Annotated in this window: 13 protein-coding genes, 1 tRNA gene and 1 riboswitch; of the genes, 7 read left to right on the forward strand and 7 right to left on the reverse strand. The window is 71.0% G+C overall.

Annotated elements, in window-relative coordinates; genetic code table 11:
• Positions 1-4 precede the first annotated feature (4 nt).
• Positions 5-568: an EF-hand domain-containing protein gene (locus ACFQ87_RS23865; protein WP_380612818.1), complete on the reverse strand. Its 564-nt coding sequence runs from the start codon at positions 566-568 to the stop codon at positions 5-7.
• Positions 569-774: 206 nt separating this feature from the next.
• On the reverse strand, positions 775-1185 hold the full coding sequence (locus tag ACFQ87_RS23870; RefSeq protein WP_380612819.1) for a cytidine deaminase family protein: 411 nt from the start codon (positions 1183-1185) through the stop codon (positions 775-777).
• A 471-nt stretch (positions 1186-1656) separates the two neighbouring features.
• Positions 1657-1771, forward strand: a riboswitch (ZMP/ZTP riboswitch).
• Positions 1772-1791: 20 nt separating this feature from the next.
• Between ACFQ87_RS23870 and ACFQ87_RS23875 the strand changes: the two genes are divergently transcribed.
• Positions 1792-3258: a glycine hydroxymethyltransferase gene (locus ACFQ87_RS23875; RefSeq protein ID WP_380612820.1), complete on the forward strand. Its 1467-nt coding sequence runs from the start codon at positions 1792-1794 to the stop codon at positions 3256-3258.
• A 99-nt stretch (positions 3259-3357) separates the two neighbouring features.
• Here the strand turns inward: ACFQ87_RS23875 and ACFQ87_RS23880 are convergent, their stop codons facing one another.
• Both ACFQ87_RS23880 and ACFQ87_RS23885 read right to left on the reverse strand, forming a co-directional pair.
• Positions 3358-4785, reverse strand: a complete 1428-nt coding sequence (locus ACFQ87_RS23880; RefSeq protein ID WP_380612821.1) for an aldehyde dehydrogenase family protein — start codon at positions 4783-4785, stop codon at positions 3358-3360.
• Positions 4786-4896: 111 nt separating this feature from the next.
• The gene (locus tag ACFQ87_RS23885) at positions 4897-5427 is read right to left on the reverse strand and encodes a DUF6624 domain-containing protein (RefSeq protein ID WP_380612822.1); all 531 of its coding nucleotides are present in this window, start codon (positions 5425-5427) and stop codon (positions 4897-4899) included.
• A gap of 379 nt (positions 5428-5806) precedes the next feature.
• Here ACFQ87_RS23885 and ACFQ87_RS23890 point away from each other — a divergent pair, with 379 nt between their 5' ends.
• A complete protein-coding gene (locus ACFQ87_RS23890; RefSeq protein ID WP_380612823.1) occupies positions 5807-6796 on the forward strand; it encodes a class I SAM-dependent methyltransferase in 990 nt (329 codons plus the stop codon).
• A gap of 238 nt (positions 6797-7034) precedes the next feature.
• On the opposite strand, the gene ACFQ87_RS23895 is transcribed toward ACFQ87_RS23890, so the two are convergent.
• Both ACFQ87_RS23895 and ACFQ87_RS23900 read right to left on the reverse strand, forming a co-directional pair.
• The gene (locus ACFQ87_RS23895; RefSeq protein ID WP_380612824.1) at positions 7035-8690 is read right to left on the reverse strand and encodes an APC family permease; all 1656 of its coding nucleotides are present in this window, start codon (positions 8688-8690) and stop codon (positions 7035-7037) included.
• A 324-nt stretch (positions 8691-9014) separates the two neighbouring features.
• A tRNA-Leu gene (locus tag ACFQ87_RS23900) sits at positions 9015-9099 on the reverse strand.
• Between the two features lie 682 nt (positions 9100-9781).
• On the opposite strand from ACFQ87_RS23900, the gene ACFQ87_RS23905 reads away from it, so the two are divergent.
• Positions 9782-10186, forward strand: a complete 405-nt coding sequence (locus tag ACFQ87_RS23905) for an ATP-binding protein (RefSeq protein WP_380612882.1) — start codon at positions 9782-9784, stop codon at positions 10184-10186.
• A 42-nt stretch (positions 10187-10228) separates the two neighbouring features.
• Here ACFQ87_RS23905 and idi read toward each other — a convergent pair whose 3' ends face one another.
• A complete protein-coding gene (gene idi / locus ACFQ87_RS23910) occupies positions 10229-10882 on the reverse strand; it encodes an isopentenyl-diphosphate Delta-isomerase (protein ID WP_380612825.1) in 654 nt (217 codons plus the stop codon).
• 487 nt (positions 10883-11369) lie between these two features.
• Between idi and ACFQ87_RS23915 the strand changes: the two genes are divergently transcribed.
• The 4 genes from ACFQ87_RS23915 to ACFQ87_RS23930 all read left to right on the forward strand — a co-directional run bounded on the left by ACFQ87_RS23915 (position 11370) and on the right by ACFQ87_RS23930 (position 14976).
• On the forward strand, positions 11370-12125 hold the full coding sequence (locus ACFQ87_RS23915; protein ID WP_380612826.1) for a sugar phosphate nucleotidyltransferase: 756 nt from the start codon (positions 11370-11372) through the stop codon (positions 12123-12125).
• Positions 12113-13174 carry an iron-containing alcohol dehydrogenase family protein gene (locus tag ACFQ87_RS23920; protein WP_380612827.1) on the forward strand — a complete coding sequence of 354 codons (1062 nt, stop codon included), beginning with the start codon at positions 12113-12115 and terminating at the stop codon, positions 13172-13174. The genes ACFQ87_RS23915 and ACFQ87_RS23920 overlap by 13 nt, the downstream gene beginning before the upstream one ends.
• Before the next feature lie 91 nt (positions 13175-13265).
• Entirely contained in the window at positions 13266-14003 is a 738-nt protein-coding gene (locus tag ACFQ87_RS23925; RefSeq protein ID WP_380612883.1) for a CDP-alcohol phosphatidyltransferase family protein, read from the forward strand.
• A gap of 73 nt (positions 14004-14076) precedes the next feature.
• A complete protein-coding gene (locus ACFQ87_RS23930) occupies positions 14077-14976 on the forward strand; it encodes a glycosyltransferase family 2 protein (protein ID WP_380612828.1) in 900 nt (299 codons plus the stop codon).
• The last annotated feature ends 36 nt before the right edge of the window (positions 14977-15012 follow it).

Raw genomic sequence — 15012 nt, forward strand, 5'->3', positions numbered from 1 at the left:
CGGGTCAGAACTCGTACGACGGCTTCCCCGTCCACCAGTTCCCCGGGGCCTCCGGGTCGCGGCTGGTCCAGAACTCGATGATCGCGCTGGTGAACTCGGCCGCCGACAGCGTTCCGTCCCCGTCGAGGTCGAGGTGGTGGAAGGCCTCGTCGGCGTCGTCCCGGCAGAGCCCGGCGAAGTGGCCGCGCTGGAAGACGAAGAACTCGCCGGCGTCCACCGTCCCGCTGCGGTCGGCGTCGGCCACGGCGAGGAAGGCCTCGGCCAGCGCGCCCAGGATCTCCCGGGCGGCCTCCGGGTCGTCGGCGAGCGCGCCGGTCGAGGCGATGAACTGCTCGCGCGTGATCGACTCCGTCCCGGTGGGCTTTCCGGCGAGGTGCAGGTCGTGCCAGATCGTCAGGTAGGCGCGGACGATGACGGCCTCGGCCTCCGAGCCCTCCTGGTGGCCGAGTGAGCGGGCCACCGCGTGGCCCATCAGCACGTGGTCCCGCTCGGTGAGCAGACCGTCCCCGTCGGCGTCGAGGTGGTCGAAGCCGTGATTGATCTTCGCGATGAGCAGGTCGTCCGACAATGTGCCCCCTCCGGTGGCGATTTCCGCAGCTCCAGGGCCGCGTGCAGGCGATGTCACGTCGCCAGCACGCTAACGCCTTGAGCCGCGCTCGCGCAGGCGAACCTCGCGCAGCCGAACCGCGCGTAGGAGAACGGCGGGCGAAGGCGGCGCATCGCCACCCCGGCCCCGCCACCCCGGCTCAGTCACCCCGGCTCAGTCGTCCCGGCTCAGTCGTCCCGGTGGTCGGCCCAGATGTACGCCTCCGGCAGCATCTCCAGCACCGGCAGGGTGTGCAGTCGCCCGTCCCGCTCGACGATGACCCCCGCCTTGGGGAAGTAGTCCAGCAGCACCTGACGGCAGCGCCCGCACGGCGGCACGACCCCGCGCCCCTGGTCGGCGACCGCCACCACCGTGGTCAGGTCGTACGCCCCCTGCCCGGCCGCCGCCCCGATGAGTACCAGCTCCGCGCACGGGCCGCCGGTGAAGTGGTAGACGTTCACGGCCGTGATGATCCGCCCGTCGGCATTGCGCCCAGCCGCCGCGACGCTGTGGTTGTCGCCCCGCGAGTACCGCTCGGCCACCGCCCGGGCCGCCGCGACGAGTTCCCCATCGACTGCCGTGTGATCGATGTCGGACATAGTGCTAGTCCTCTCTGCTCGCACCTGACACGCGTCGAACCTGACGCGCTTCGATCATGACCGCCCCGCCCCTGATCGTGCCAACCCCTCGCGCAGGCCCGTTCCGGCTGCGTCCCTGGCGCCTCACCGGCCTGGCCGTCGACCGTGAGCCCGTCGACCAGTCCTGAAGGCCGCCTCGGTGCACCGCCGCCGGCAGCTCCCGGTCCGGGCCGGGAATCTCGGCGAGCCGGGGTCGAATCGCCGGACCAGGGCCGAGCCCAAGCCGATCGCCTTTCGGCCGGGGGCGGCCGCCGGAAGGCATGCCGGAGGAATTCCCTCCGGACCGTTTCGGGAATTGCGGCGGCCTCATTTCGCCGCAACACGGGCGTTGCAGAAGAATGAACAGAAGAGCGGACATGTGCGGCCCGAAGCGGACCGGCTGTACCGCATTCTGAGAGGCTCCGCCCCGGTCCCCGTGGTGTTGATACGATCCCGGCGGACCGCGACTGGCGCGTAGGGATGGAATCGACCATCGGGAAGCGGTCCCGTGAATCCTCACGTCGACGTGGATCCGTACGTCGAGTTGCCGAGCGCCTGGGCCGCCCGCATCCCCGCCAGGAGACCGCCATGGCCCAGCCCGAGCAGACGCCCCACACCGCCGCCGCCCCCGCGGCCGACACCGCCTTCCGCAGCGCCCTGGACGTCGTGGCCGGCGTCGAACCGCGGATCGCCGCCGCCATCGGCCAGGAGCTGGCGGACCAGCGCGCCTCGCTCAAGCTGATCGCCAGCGAGAACTACGCCTCCCCGGCCGTCCTGCTCGCCATGGGCAACTGGCTCAGCGACAAGTACGCCGAGGGCACCGTCGGCCGCCGCTTCTACGCCGGCTGCCGCAACGTCGACACCGTCGAGGCCATCGCCGCCGAGCACGCCCGCGAGCTGTTCGGCGCCGAACACGCCTACGTCCAGCCGCACTCCGGCATCGACGCCAACCTCACCGCCTTCTGGGCCGTCCTCTCCCAGCGGGTCGAGAGCCCGGCCCTGGAGCGGGCCGAGGTACGCAACGTCAACGACCTCACCGAGCAGGACTGGGCCGAGCTGCGCCAGGAGCTCGGCAACCAGCGCATGCTCGGCATGTCCCTGGACACCGGCGGCCACCTCACCCACGGCTTCCGGCCCAACATCTCGGGCAAGATGTTCGAGCAGCGCAGCTACGGCACCGACCCGGCCACCGGCCTGATCGACTACGACGCGCTGCGCGAGACCGCCCGCGAGTTCCGCCCGCTGATCCTGGTGGCCGGCTACTCGGCCTACCCGCGGCTGGTGAACTTCCGCAAGATGCGCGAGATCGCGGACGAGGTCGGCGCGACCCTGATGGTCGACATGGCGCACTTCGCCGGTCTGGTCGCGGGCAAGGTGCTCACCGGCGACCACGACCCGGTGCCGCACGCCCACATCGTCACCACGACCACCCACAAGTCCCTGCGCGGCCCGCGCGGCGGCATGGTGCTCAGCACCGCCGAGCTGGCCGAACACGTCGACCGTGGCTGCCCGTTGGTGCTCGGTGGCCCGCTCTCGCACGTCATGGCCGCCAAGGCCGTCGCCCTCGCCGAGGCCCGCCGTCCCGAGTTCCGGGCCTACGCCCGCGCCGTGGTCGACAACGCCCAGGCGCTCGCCGAGGGCCTGCTGCGTCGCGGCGGCAAGCTGGTCACCGGCGGCACCGACAACCACCTGGTGCTCGCCGACGTCTCCGGCTACGGCCTGACGGGTCGTCAGGCCGAGGCGGCGCTGCTGGCGTCGGGCATCGTCACCAACCGCAACTCCGTGCCGCTGGACCCGAACGGCGCCTGGTACACCTCGGGCGTGCGCCTGGGCACCCCGGCCCTGACCACCCGCGGCCTGGGCGTCGCCGAGATGGACGAGATCGCCGCCCTGATCGACACCGTGCTGCGCGCCACCGCCCCCGTCACCGGGGCCAACGGCAGCCCGTCGAAGGCGAATTACGCCCTCGACGAGTCCCTGCGTGACGGCGTCGCCAAGCGCGCCGCCGACCTGCTCGCGCCGTTCCCGCTCTACCCGGGCGTCGACCTGGTGTGACCCGACCCGGGGCTGCCGAATCCCGGTTCGGCAGCCCCGCCCAGTCCGCTCGGTGTGGTCCCGACCCCACCCGGTTGGTGCGGCTCCGGTCCAACCCGGTCAGTACTGCAGCGACTTGTACTGCAGGAACTCCTCCAGTCCGTGCCGGCCCAGTTCACGGCCGAGGCCGGAGCTCTTGTAACCGCCGAACGGCGCCATCGGGTTGAACCGGCCGCCGTTCAGGTCGACCTGGCCGGTGTCGAGGCGGCGGGCGAAGGCGGCGGCGGTGTCGGTGTCCGCGGCCCAGACGCCGCCCGCCAGGCCGTAGACCGTGCCGTTGGCGATCTCGGCGGCGTGGTCCTCGTCCCGGTAGGGGAGGATCGACAGCACCGGGCCGAAGATCTCCTCCTGGGCCACCGTCATCTCCGGGGTGACGTCGGCGAGCACGGTGGGGCGGACGTAGAAGCCGGCCGGCAGCTCGGGCAGCGGCTCCGGGCCGCCGGCCACCAGCCGGGCGCCCTCGGCCACCGCGTTGTCCAGGTAGCCGCGAACCCGGTCCAGCTGCTTGGCGTTGACCAGCGGGCCGATCCGGGTCTGCGGGTCGGTCGGGTCGCCCGGGACGTACTTCTCGGCGGCCTTGGCCGCGATCGCGACCGCCTCCTCGTACTGGTCCTGGTGCACCAGCAGCCGGGTCCAGGCGCTGCAGGTCTGGCCCGAGTTGGCGAAGACGTTGGCGACGTTCACGTTGACCGCGCGGACCAGGTCGGCGCCCGGAAGCACCACGTTGGCGGACTTGCCGCCCAGCTCCAGGGCGACCCGCTTCAGCCCGCGCCCGGCAGTCTCGGCGACCTGTCGGCCGACCGCGGTGGACCCGGTGAACGACACCACGTCCACTTCCGGGTGCGCCGCGAGCGCCGCACCCGCCACCGCGCCGGTACCGGTCACCAGGTTGAACACCCCGGCCGGGAAGCCGGCTTCGTGCACCAGGCGGGCGAACAGTCGGGCCACCAGCGGGGTGTCCTCGGCCGGCTTGAGGACCACCGGGCAGCCGGCCGCCAGCGCCGGGACGACCTTGGCCACGATCTGGTGCAGCGGGTAGTTCCACGGCGTGATCGCCGCGACCACCCCGGCCGGCTCGGCGAGCACCACCGAGTTGCCGATCCGCTCCTCGAAGGGGTGGTCCGCGAGCAGGGTCAGGTAGGAGGTGGCCACGGCAAGCGGCAGCCCGGCGTGCACGGCCCCGGCGAAGCCGACCGGGGCGCCCAGCTCGGCGACCACGGTCGAGGTGATCTCCCCCTGAGCGGCGGCGATCCCGTCCCGCAGCCGGGTCAGCAGCGTCAGCCGCTCCTCGCGGGTGGTGGCAGCCCAGCCCCGGGCCGCTCGGCGGGCCGCCGCCACCGCGGCGTCGACGTCGGCCGCCCCGCCCGCCGGCACGCTGGCGAGCACCTGCTCGGTGGCCGGGTTCAGTACGGCGATCGACCCGGAGTCCCCGGAGGGCCGCCAGGCGCCGTCGATGTACTGGTCGCCGTACTCCGCGTACTCCTGCACAGATCGTCCTCTCAGCTGGTCAGCCGCTTAACTAACAGCGCTAGTCAAAGGTCAGTCAAGGCGGCCGAGCGGCCGCGCGCAAGAGCCAATCCGGTCGGGTGAGCCGGACGGTTACCTCGGGGCGAACCGCGCGGTGTACTCGTCGAACGGTTCGATCCCGACCTCCGCGCGGCGCTCGTCCAGCCGCTCCGGGTCCTCGCACGGCCACGGCACCGGACGGCCGTCGGCCACAGCGCCGATCTGGGTGCCGTAGCGCTGCTCGCGCCCCTCGTTGACGGCCAGCCGGTCCTGCAGGAACGCCAGGTCCCGGGCGCTCGCCGCGCCGCTCGCCACGGCCTCCGTCATCAACACCACCGCCCGTCGCTGGACGCCGAGTTGGCGGTCCGCGTGCTGCGCCACCAGCCAGGCCGCCCGGGCCGCCTCGGCGCCGACGCGCTGCTCGGTCGGCCAGCCGTGCTCGGCCATGATCTCCGCGAGCCGGTCGCCGTGCCGGGCGGTGAGCCGCCGCCAGACGGCCTGTTCGGCCAGGTCCGGGCTGTTCGCCAGCCGGGCGTGGGCGCCGTCCTCGGCCATCATCGCCACCAACTCCCTTGCGAATACCGAGGTCTGGCTGTCCATCTGATCCTGCTGTGCTGCCGTCATGTTGATCCGCTCCCCACTTCCGGGCCCTCCGGTCGGGCCGCCTGCCACCACGGTAGGTGCGGAGACTGCGACGAAGATCATTCCTCGGACTGGTGACACGGCACCGTCGGTGGCACAGAATGGATGTACACCAGTCGCCCAGCCGTGATCATCTCCGGCCGCGATGCGACAGGTTCGGCAATTGATCCGGTCAAGGTCTCCTCAGCGCCCGGAGAGCCGCTGTAGATTGCAGCGAACTCCGTGGTGGGGCCTACTGTCGGTGGAGGGTCGACTCGCGCACGACCGGCGATACGGCGCGTCCCCATGGCCGGGAGGGCCGCCACCGCGCCGAGGCGAGGCTCAGAATCCGCAGGTCATCCGTACCGCTAAGGAGCATCCCGTGACCGACACAGCGTTGAAGGGCGAATCGCAGCAGCCCGTCGAGCCGGCCGTGTTGGACGACGTTCCGGGGTGGTTCTGGGACCACGACCGGCACTCCTTCGACTGGTTCCTGGGGCGGCAGGAGAAGAACGGTGTCACCGGCGACCTGCTGGAGATGGGTGCCTACCTGGGCCGCAGCGCCATCGTGATCGGCGAGCACCTCCAGCCCGGCGAGACGTTCACCGTCTGTGACCTCTTCGACTCGGACGCGCCCGACGACGAGAACTCCGAGGAGATGGCCTTCTCCTACCGGAAGACCCTGACCCGTTCGGCCTTCGAGTCCAACTACCTGTCCTTCCACGACGAGCTGCCGGAGATCATCCAGGCCCCGACCTCCGTGCTCGCGGGCGGGCGGATCCCGGCCGGGGCGTTCCGCTTCATCCACATAGACGCCTCGCACCTCTACGAGCACGTGGTGGGCGACCTCCAGGTGGCGCGGATCGCGCTGCAGTCGCAGGGCGTCGTGGTGATGGACGACTACCGCTCCCAGCACACCCCCGGCGTCGCCGCCGCGACCTGGGAGGCGGTGTTCAACCACGGCCTCAAGCCGATCATGCTCACCGAGTGCAAGTTCTACGGCACCTGGGGCGACCCGGAGCCGTTCCAGCGCGAGCTGCTCGACCGGGTGGACCTCGCGGCGGGCTGTCACCTGAGCGCCGAGACCCTCAACGGGCAGCAGCTGCTTCGGATGACCGGCGGCTCCGAGGGCATCCGGCCGTTCCGCCCCTCGCGCCACCAGGAACGACTGGCCTCCGCGGCCGCCACGCGCTCGGCGGAGGAGGGCCGTCAGGCGATCCGGATCGCCCGGGACGAGGCCGCGCTCGATCTCGCCGCCCGCCGCGCCCGCGCCGCCGAGGCGCGCCGCCCGGCCAACGTCGCCAAGCGCGCCGCCAGGGACCTGCTCCCGCCGGTCGTCACCTCCGCCATCCGCCGTGCCCGCCGGGGCTGACCGCGAACGGCTGACAGCTGCCGGGCAGCAGCCGACGGACAACAGTCGACAGATGACAGCCGACGGCTGACGGACAACAGCGAACAGAGTTCAGATAACAGATTTCAGACTCTGTCATCTGAACCATGTCAGTCGAACCCCGCCGCCTCACCCCGGCCCCCACCCCCACCCCCACCCCGTACAAACCCCGAAGGGCCAGTCGGAACACCCGACCGGCCCTTCGATTTCAGTTGCGCGCTCAGACCAGCGAAGGCTCCGCAGCTCCGGCGGCGTCGGCCGACGCCGCGGCCTCCTCGGCTGCCAGCTCCCCGCGCACCTCGTCCAGCGAGGGGTTGTTCCAGGCGCTGGCGACGCCCCAGTAGTAGAACGCCAGACCGATCGCGGCCACGATCAGCAGGTCCCAGCCCTCGGGCAGGTAGCCCTGACCACCGAAGTCGGTGCTGCCGGCCCAGGAGATCCCGGCCATCACGAACAGGTAGGCGACCATCCAGGCGCCCGCCTTCAGGTGCGGCTTCAGCTCGACGAACGGCTTGCGCAGCTCGTACCAGGCCCAGATCGGCAGACCGACGGCCATCAGCAGGATGACCTTGCCGGTGAGCGGCCAGCGGGCCCAGTACAGGACCAGCGAACCGAAGACCATCGCGATCGGCGCGATCACCGGCATGGCCCGCAGCCGGACCGGCCGCTTCAGGTCCGGGGCGAGGCGGCGCAGCGCCATCACGGCGACCGGGCCGGTGATGTACGAGATCACGGTGGCCACCGAGACGATCTCGGCCAGCGAGCCCCAGCCGCGGAAGACGGCGAGGAACAGGAAGGCGACCACCAGGTTCAGCAGCAGCGCCGGACGCGGGATGCCGGTCTTGGCGTCGACCTTGCCGAAGACCTTCGGCAGGTGGCCGTTCTCCTGCACGCCGTGGATCATGCGCGAGGTGGTGGCGGCGTAGATCATGCCGGTGCCGGAGGGAGAGATGAAGGCGTCCGCGTACAGCAGGATCGCGAGCCAGTTCATGCCCCAGGCGATCGCCAGGTCGGCCAGCGGCGAGGTGTACGTGAGGCTGCTCCAGCCCTTGGACAGGTCACCGCTCGGGATGGCGCCGATGAAGGCGATCTGCAGCGCGACGTAGATGACCAGGGCGATCAGGATCGAGCCGATGACGGCCTTCGGCAGCGACTTGCCCGGGTTGCGGGCCTCACCGGCCAGGTTGAGCGGCGACTGGAAGCCGTTGAAGGCCCAGACGATGCCGGAGACCGCGACGGCGGTGAAGACCGCGCTCCAGCCGTTCGGCGCGAAGCCGCCGGGGTTGGTGAAGTGGGCGGTGTCGAAGTGCGCGAACAGCAGCGCGCCGGCGGTCACCGTCGGCACGACGACCTTGAAGACGGTGATCGCCGTGTTGGTCTTGGCGAACAGCGTGATCGCGAACCAGTTGAGGACGAAGTACACGACCAGCAGCACACTGGCGAGCGCCACGCCGCTGACGGTGAGCTCCTTGCCGTCGTACAGGCCCTTGGCCCAGCCGAAGTGCCAGGAGCTCATGTACTGCACGGAGGCGGTGGCCTCACCCGGGATGACCGAGACGATGGCGATCCAGTTGGCCCAGGCCGCCAGGTAGCCGGCCAGCGAGCCGTGCGAGTACTGGCCGTACCGGACCATGCCGCCGGCCTTGGGGAACATCGAGCCCAGCTCGCTGTAGGTGAGGGCGATGGTCAGCGCCACGGCGGCGCCGATCACCCAGGCCAGGATCGAGGCGGGGCCGGCCAGCTTGGCCGCCCTCTCGGCGCCGAACAACCAGCCGGATCCGATGATCGACCCCAGCCCGACGGCGGTCAGGCTGATCGTGCCGAGCGATCGACGGTAGTTCTGATGTGATGCCGTCGAAGATTCAGGCTCACTCAACGTATCGGTCCTCTCGCTCGGGGTTCATCGGGTGGTGTCGGAGCTTTTACGGTTTTGGGTTGGTATTCCGGACAAACCCCAGAAGCCTATGGTCCGAAATGGGGCGAATACCTCAGAGGAAGCTCAAACCGCCCGATCGTTGCCATCTCGTGTCCGGTTTCCGGACAGGGCGGTCCCCGTGGAGAGGCCGGCCCCGCACTGTCGACGCAGTGGATCGAGGGTCGAGCCGGGCAAGCCGAGTCAGGGAAGTCGAGCCGGGGAAGTCGAACCGGGAAAAGGAAATTCCCCGTAGGTTCCTTTCGGATCCCACGGGGAATTCGGCTGTGTCCGAGGGGGGACTTGAACCCCCACGCCCGATAAAGGGCACTAGCACCTCAAGCTAGCGCGTCTGCCATTCCGCCACCCGGACGGGGTGTGTGCTTCGGGGGTTTTTCTCGCGCCCCCTCGGCGACAGAGAGAACATTACCAGGGTTCTGGAGTGCTTCTCACCTGCGTTTCCTCGGCCCGGCGGCGGGAGCCTCGTCCGGTCGCGCGGCACATGGGGACGCGAGGCCTGGCCGGACTGGCTGGGACGGCTCGCCAGGGCGCTCGAACCCCGGCCGAAGCGGTGGCGAGCGCGAAGCAAGCGAGCGGTTTCGGCATCGCGAGCGATCGACTTTGGTCGGAACCGATCCGACACGGGCAAGTTGTCGACGGTGCCACGGCCGCGTCGACCGCTCTCCTAGCCTCTGTGGACCGAGGGCGCCATGAGCGGATCGCCTGATTCCCGGGTCGCGGACGAAGGGCGGCTGGACGTGGAGCAGATCAGCGGAACGGCGGAGGCCGAACCGAGACGCGGCGGCCAGGACGGCGCGTGCACCGACGCCGGCCGCGCGGTGAGCCGACCCGACCAACTTGAACAGCCGGACCAACCCGAGAAACCCGAGCAGTCCTACCGGCCCGAGCAGTCGGAGCAGCCCGACCAACGGGGCCAGCCGGGCCGACCCGCGAGGCCCGAGCCGAAACTCCGTGGGAAGCCCCTCCCGAAACCCCACGGGAACCCCGACCGGAAGGGCGTCGGCGGCCCCGCCGAGGGCGTCTGGCGCTTCCGGGTGCCCGCCGTCGAGGCTTCCGTGCCGGGCACCCGGCACGCGGTACGGGACCGCCTGCTGGCCCAGGGCATGGCTGGAGTCCGCTACCAGGAACTGGTGGACGACCTGCTGCTGATCGTCTCCGAGCTGGTCAGCAACGCGGTGACGCACGCGGCCGAGCTGTCACCCGAGGTGACGACCGAGCTGTCGGTGCGCCGGGGCTGGGTGCGGGTGTCCGTGGAGGACGGCGATCCGTACCGGCCGAAGGCCCTGGAGAGCGACACCGGTCGCACCGGCGGGCGTGGCCTGCTGCTGGTGAAGAGCGTGACCCTGCAGGCCGGCGGGGTGTGCGACGTCGAACGCACGGGGGAGGGCGGCAAGGTCATCTGGGCCTCGCTGCCTGTCCCTCCGGAGCCCGAGCACTGACCGGACCGCCCGCCCGGCTCGGACCGGACCGGACCGACGGTCCTACCAGTCCCGCCCGGCGATCTCCCGGATCCCCGGCAGCGCCGCCTCGAAGACCGTCTCGAACCACACCGAGAACGGCCGCTCGGCCCGCAGCTCCCGCAGCTCCTGCGCGGTCACGAAGGCGAAGTCGTCCACCTCGTCCGGGTTGGGTTCGACCGGAGCGGTGACCAGACCCACGAACAGGTGGTTCCACTCCCGCTCGATCAGCCCGGAGGCCTCGTCCGGCAGGTCGTAGCGGACCGTCCCCGCCTCGCAGAGCAGCGCCGGTGCGACGCCCAGCTCCTCGGCGGTGCGCCGGGCGGCGGCCACGAAGGGCGGCTCGTCCGGGTACGGGTGCCCGCAGCACGTGTTCGACCAGACGCCGGGGGAGTGGTACTTGCCGAGGGCTCGGCGCTGCAGCAGCAGCCGGCCCTGGCGGTCGAAGAGGAACACCGAGAAGGCCCGGTGCAGCCGGCCCGGCTGCTGGTGCGCCCAGAGCTTCTCGGCGGTGCCGATCGTGACGCCCTCGTCGTCGACCAGTTCCAGCAGGATCTCGGTACCCGCAGCGGCGGCGGACAGGCCCTGTGGGTCGACCGTCACGTCTGTCTCCACGTTGAGACCGGTGTCGATCTCGGCGTCGAAGTGTGTCGGTTCGGTCGGCAGACTCTGGGGCATGAGGCCTCTTTCGGGGGCGGGAGCAACGGGAGCATCGGGTGCGTCGGGTGCACCGAGTGGAGTGCAGCGGACACAGCGGGGGCACCGGCGCCGGCGTCGGGCTCCAGTCTGCCGTATGGGTGGCGGTCCGGACGGGTCCCACGCACAACCGGGCGGATCATGACCCGCAGGTGTCCCGATCCGGGCAGAGAAGGGTCCAGGACGCCCCCGGAAGGGTCATTTCATTCGCAGAACCGTTCGGAACGCGTTCGGAGGCCGTTCGATCACGGCTCGGTCACCCCACTGTCACCGCACCGCCACCGGGCGCGTTCGGGTGGATCGCCCCGGTCGCCTACCATCACATACGACACGCTGCCCGGATCTGTACCGGTACCGGCGCGCCGCCGCCCGGCCGGGTCGAACACCGGTCCGGCGCACCCGAGCGCCGCCGACCCGTTGGCACATCCCGCGCGCGCAGCACGACGCACGACGGATCAGGAGACCCCGCATGATCGGCCTCGTTCTGGCAGCCGGCGCCGGCCGCCGGCTGCGCCCGTACACCGACACCCTGCCCAAGGCGCTGGTGCCGGTCGACGGGGAGCGGACCGTCCTGGACCTCACCCTGGGCAACTTCGCCGAGGTCGGACTGCGTGACGCGGCGATCGTCGTCGGCTACCGCAAGGAGGCGGTGTACGACCGCAAGGACGCCCTGGAGAGCAAGTACGGGGTCAAGCTCCACCTGGTCGAGAACGACAAGGCCGAGGAGTGGAACAACGCCTACTCGCTCTGGTGCGCCCGCGAGCTGTTCTCCGAGGGCCTGCTGCTGGCCAACGGCGACACCGTCCACCCGGCCTCCGTCCAGCGCACCATGCTGGAGGGCAACCAGCGCCTCGTCGAGGACGGCCGGGCCCCCGGCATCCTGCTCGCCCTCGACACGGTGAAGAAGCTCGCCGACGAGGAGATGAAGGTCGTCGTCGACCCGGCCGCCGGCATGCGCCGCATCACCAAGCTGATGGACCCGGACGAGGCGACCGGCGAGTACATCGGCGTCACCGTGATCAACCCCGCCGCGGCCGCCGACCTGACCGACGCGCTGCGCGCCACCTACGAGCGCGACCCGCAGCTGTACTACGAGGACGGCTACCAGGAGATGGTCAACCGGGGCCTGCGGATCGACGTGCAGCCGATCGGCGAGGTGTCCTGGGTCGAGGTCGACAACCACGACGACCTGGCGAAGGCCCGGGAGATCGCGTGCCAGTACTGACCCGACTGGTCCCGTCGCCGCTGTTCGCGGAGATCCGCCCGGGCGCGCTGGACGCGCTCGGCGGCATCCTCGCGGACCAGCGGCTGTCGGCCTCGGGCCGGATCGCGGTGGCGATCAGCAACGGCTCCGGCGCCGCGATGCGCGAGCGCCTGGAGTCGGCCCTGCCCGGCGCCGACTGGTACAACGTGGACGACGGCAGCCTCGACAGCGCGGTGCGCTTCGCCGAGGAGATGCGCGGCAAGCACTACGACGCGGTCGTCGGCCTCGGTGGCGGCAAGATCATCGACGCCGCCAAGTACGCCGCCGCCCGGGTCGGCCTGCCGGTGGTCGCGGTGGCCACCAACCTCGCGCACGACGGCATCTGCTCGCCGGTCTCCACCCTCGACAACGACGCCGGCCGGGGCTCCTACGGGGTACCCAGCCCGATCGGCATCATCGTCGACCTGGACGTGATCCGGCAGGCCCCGCAGCGCTTCGTGGCGGCCGGCATCGGGGACGTCGTCTCCAACATCTCGGCCTGTGCGGACTGGGAGTTGTCGCACGCCGTCACCGGTGAACCGGTGGACGGACTGGCCGTGGCGATGGCCCGCTCGGCGGGCGAGAACCTGCTGCGGCACCCAGGAAACACTCAGGACCAGGACCTCCTGACGGCCCTCGCGGAAGCCCTGGTACTGTCCGGCATCGCGATGAACATCGCGGGCAGTTCCCGGCCCTCGTCGGGTGCCTGCCACGAGATCTGCCATGCCCTGGACGTGATGCACCCCAAGCGTTCCGCCCAGCACGGCGAACAGGTGGGCCTCGGCGCCGCGTTCGCCAGCTTCCTGCGGGGCGAGCGCGAGCTGACCGGTCTGATCGTGGAGTGCCTGGCGCGTCACGGACTGCCGGTAACCGCCGCTCAAATGGGTTTCAGCGATGCGGAGTTCACCGAGGCGGTGCACTACGCTCCAAACACCCGCCCGGGCCGCTACACCATCCTGGAACACCTCGACCTCTCCCCTTCCGCAATCAGGGACGCGTACGCCGACTATGTCCAAGCCGTCAACAGCTGACCCCTCCACCGCGGGCGCCGAGCGGCCCCTGGTGGACCTGACCCGCCGGCCCTCGATCGAGGAACTGCGCGCGGTGATCCACCCGGAGGGCATGCTCCAGCGCCGCAGCGCCGAGCACTGGGCCGGGCGCCTGTACATGCGGAAGATCTCGCTGCGGATCACCCGCGTGCTGTCCACCATGACGGCGATCACGCCCAACGGCCTGACGTACCTGATGATGTTCACCGGCATCCTGGCCGGTGCCGCGCTGGTCGTCCCGGGCATCGCCGGCGCGGTCCTGGGCGCGCTGCTGATCCAGGTCTACCTGCTGCTGGACTGCGTGGACGGCGAGGTGGCCCGCTGGCGCCGGCAGACCTCGCTCACCGGTGTCTACCTGGACCGGGTCGGCCACTACATGTCCGAGGCGGCCCTGCTGACCGGGCTCGGCCTGCGCGCCACCGACCTGCTGCACCGCGAGGGCCACGGCTCCCACTGGGAGTGGGCGTTCCTGGGCACGCTGGCCGCGCTCGGCGCCATCCTGATCAAGTCCGAGACGGACCTGGTGGACGTGGCCCGGGCCCGCAGCGGCATGACCGCCGTCGAGGACAGCGCCTCGGTGCCGCGCTCCTCCTCGGTGGCCAAGGCGCGCCGGGCGGCCTCCTTCCTGAAGTTCCACCGCCTGGTCGGCGCGGTCGAGGCCTCGCTGTTCATCCTGGCGGCCGGGGTCGCCGACGCCGTGCACGGCGGGCTGTTCTTCACCCGGCTCGCGGTCGTGGTGCTGGCGGCCATCGCCATACTGCAGACCGTGCTGCACCTGCTGAGCATCGTCCTGTCGAGCAGGCTGCGATGACCGGGCGGAGCGAGTTCATGATCGAAGGCCGCGCGTGGGCCGACGCCCTCGCCGAGCGGAGCGGGGCGGGCGCATGACCACTTCCATCACCGCGGAGAGCTTCCGCCTCGGTGTCGTCATCATCACCATGGGCAACCGGCCCGCCGAGCTCAACGCCCTGATCGATTCCGTCCGCGCCCAGGAGGGCCCGGACGTCGAGCTCGCCGTGGTGGGCCAGGGCGTCGAGCTGCCCCCGCTGCCGGAGGGCGTGCGCACCGTCGAGCTGCCGGAGAACCTCGGCATCCCGGGCGGTCGCAACGTCGGCATCGAGCTGTTCGGGCCGGACGGCCGGGACGTGGACGCCGTCCTCTTCCTGGACGACGACGGGCTGCTGCCGCGCACCGACTCGGCCCGGCTGCTGCGCGAGGCGTTCACCGCCGACCCGGAGCTGGGCATCGTGTCCTTCCGGATCGAGGACCCCGACACCGGTGTCACCCAGCGTCGGCACGTCCCCCGGCTGCGCGCCAGCGACCCGATGCGCTCCTCCCGGGTGACCACCTTCCTGGGCGGTGCGAGCGCCGTGCGCTGCAAGGTGTTCGAGCAGGCCGGGCAGCTGCCCGCCGAGTTCTTCTACGCCCACGAGGAGACCGACCTCGCGTGGCGCGCGCTGGACGCCGGCTGGGCCATCGACTACCGGGCGGACGTGGTGCTGCACCACCCGGCGACCTCGCCGGCCCGGCACGTCGCCTACTTCCACAACGTGGCCCGTAACAGGGTCTGGCTCGCGAGGCGGAACCTTCCGGCCCCGCTGGTGCCTCTCTATCTGGGAACCTGGTTTCTGCTGACCGTGGCCCGACGCCCCTCCGCCGAGGGACTGAAGGCCTGGCTGGGCGGATTCCGGGCGGGCTTCCGCGAACCCTGTGGTCCGCGCAAGCCCATGCGATGGCGTACCGTCTGGCGACTGACCAGGATGGGCCGACCTCCGATCATCTGATTTGATCAGGTGATAGATCGCCACGGCTGGTGATCA

This window comes from Kitasatospora sp. NPDC056531, from assembly GCF_042794375.1.
Taxonomy (GTDB): Bacteria; Actinomycetota; Actinomycetes; order Streptomycetales; family Streptomycetaceae; genus Kitasatospora.

Excerpts from the sequence above, each read along its gene's own strand:
- ACFQ87_RS23885 (WP_380612822.1), bottom strand. The coding sequence starts at position 5,427 with ATGACGGCAGCACAGCAGGATCAGATGGACAGCCAGACCTCGGTATTC.
- idi (WP_380612825.1), bottom strand. The coding sequence starts at position 10,882 with ATGCCCCAGAGTCTGCCGACCGAACCGACACACTTCGACGCCGAGATC.
- ACFQ87_RS23915 (WP_380612826.1), top strand. The coding sequence starts at position 11,370 with ATGATCGGCCTCGTTCTGGCAGCCGGCGCCGGCCGCCGGCTGCGCCCG.
- ACFQ87_RS23925 (WP_380612883.1), top strand. The coding sequence starts at position 13,266 with ATGCTCCAGCGCCGCAGCGCCGAGCACTGGGCCGGGCGCCTGTACATG.
- ACFQ87_RS23875 (WP_380612820.1), top strand. The coding sequence starts at position 1,792 with ATGGCCCAGCCCGAGCAGACGCCCCACACCGCCGCCGCCCCCGCGGCC.
- ACFQ87_RS23930 (WP_380612828.1), top strand. The coding sequence starts at position 14,077 with ATGACCACTTCCATCACCGCGGAGAGCTTCCGCCTCGGTGTCGTCATC.
- ACFQ87_RS23870 (WP_380612819.1), bottom strand. The coding sequence starts at position 1,185 with ATGTCCGACATCGATCACACGGCAGTCGATGGGGAACTCGTCGCGGCG.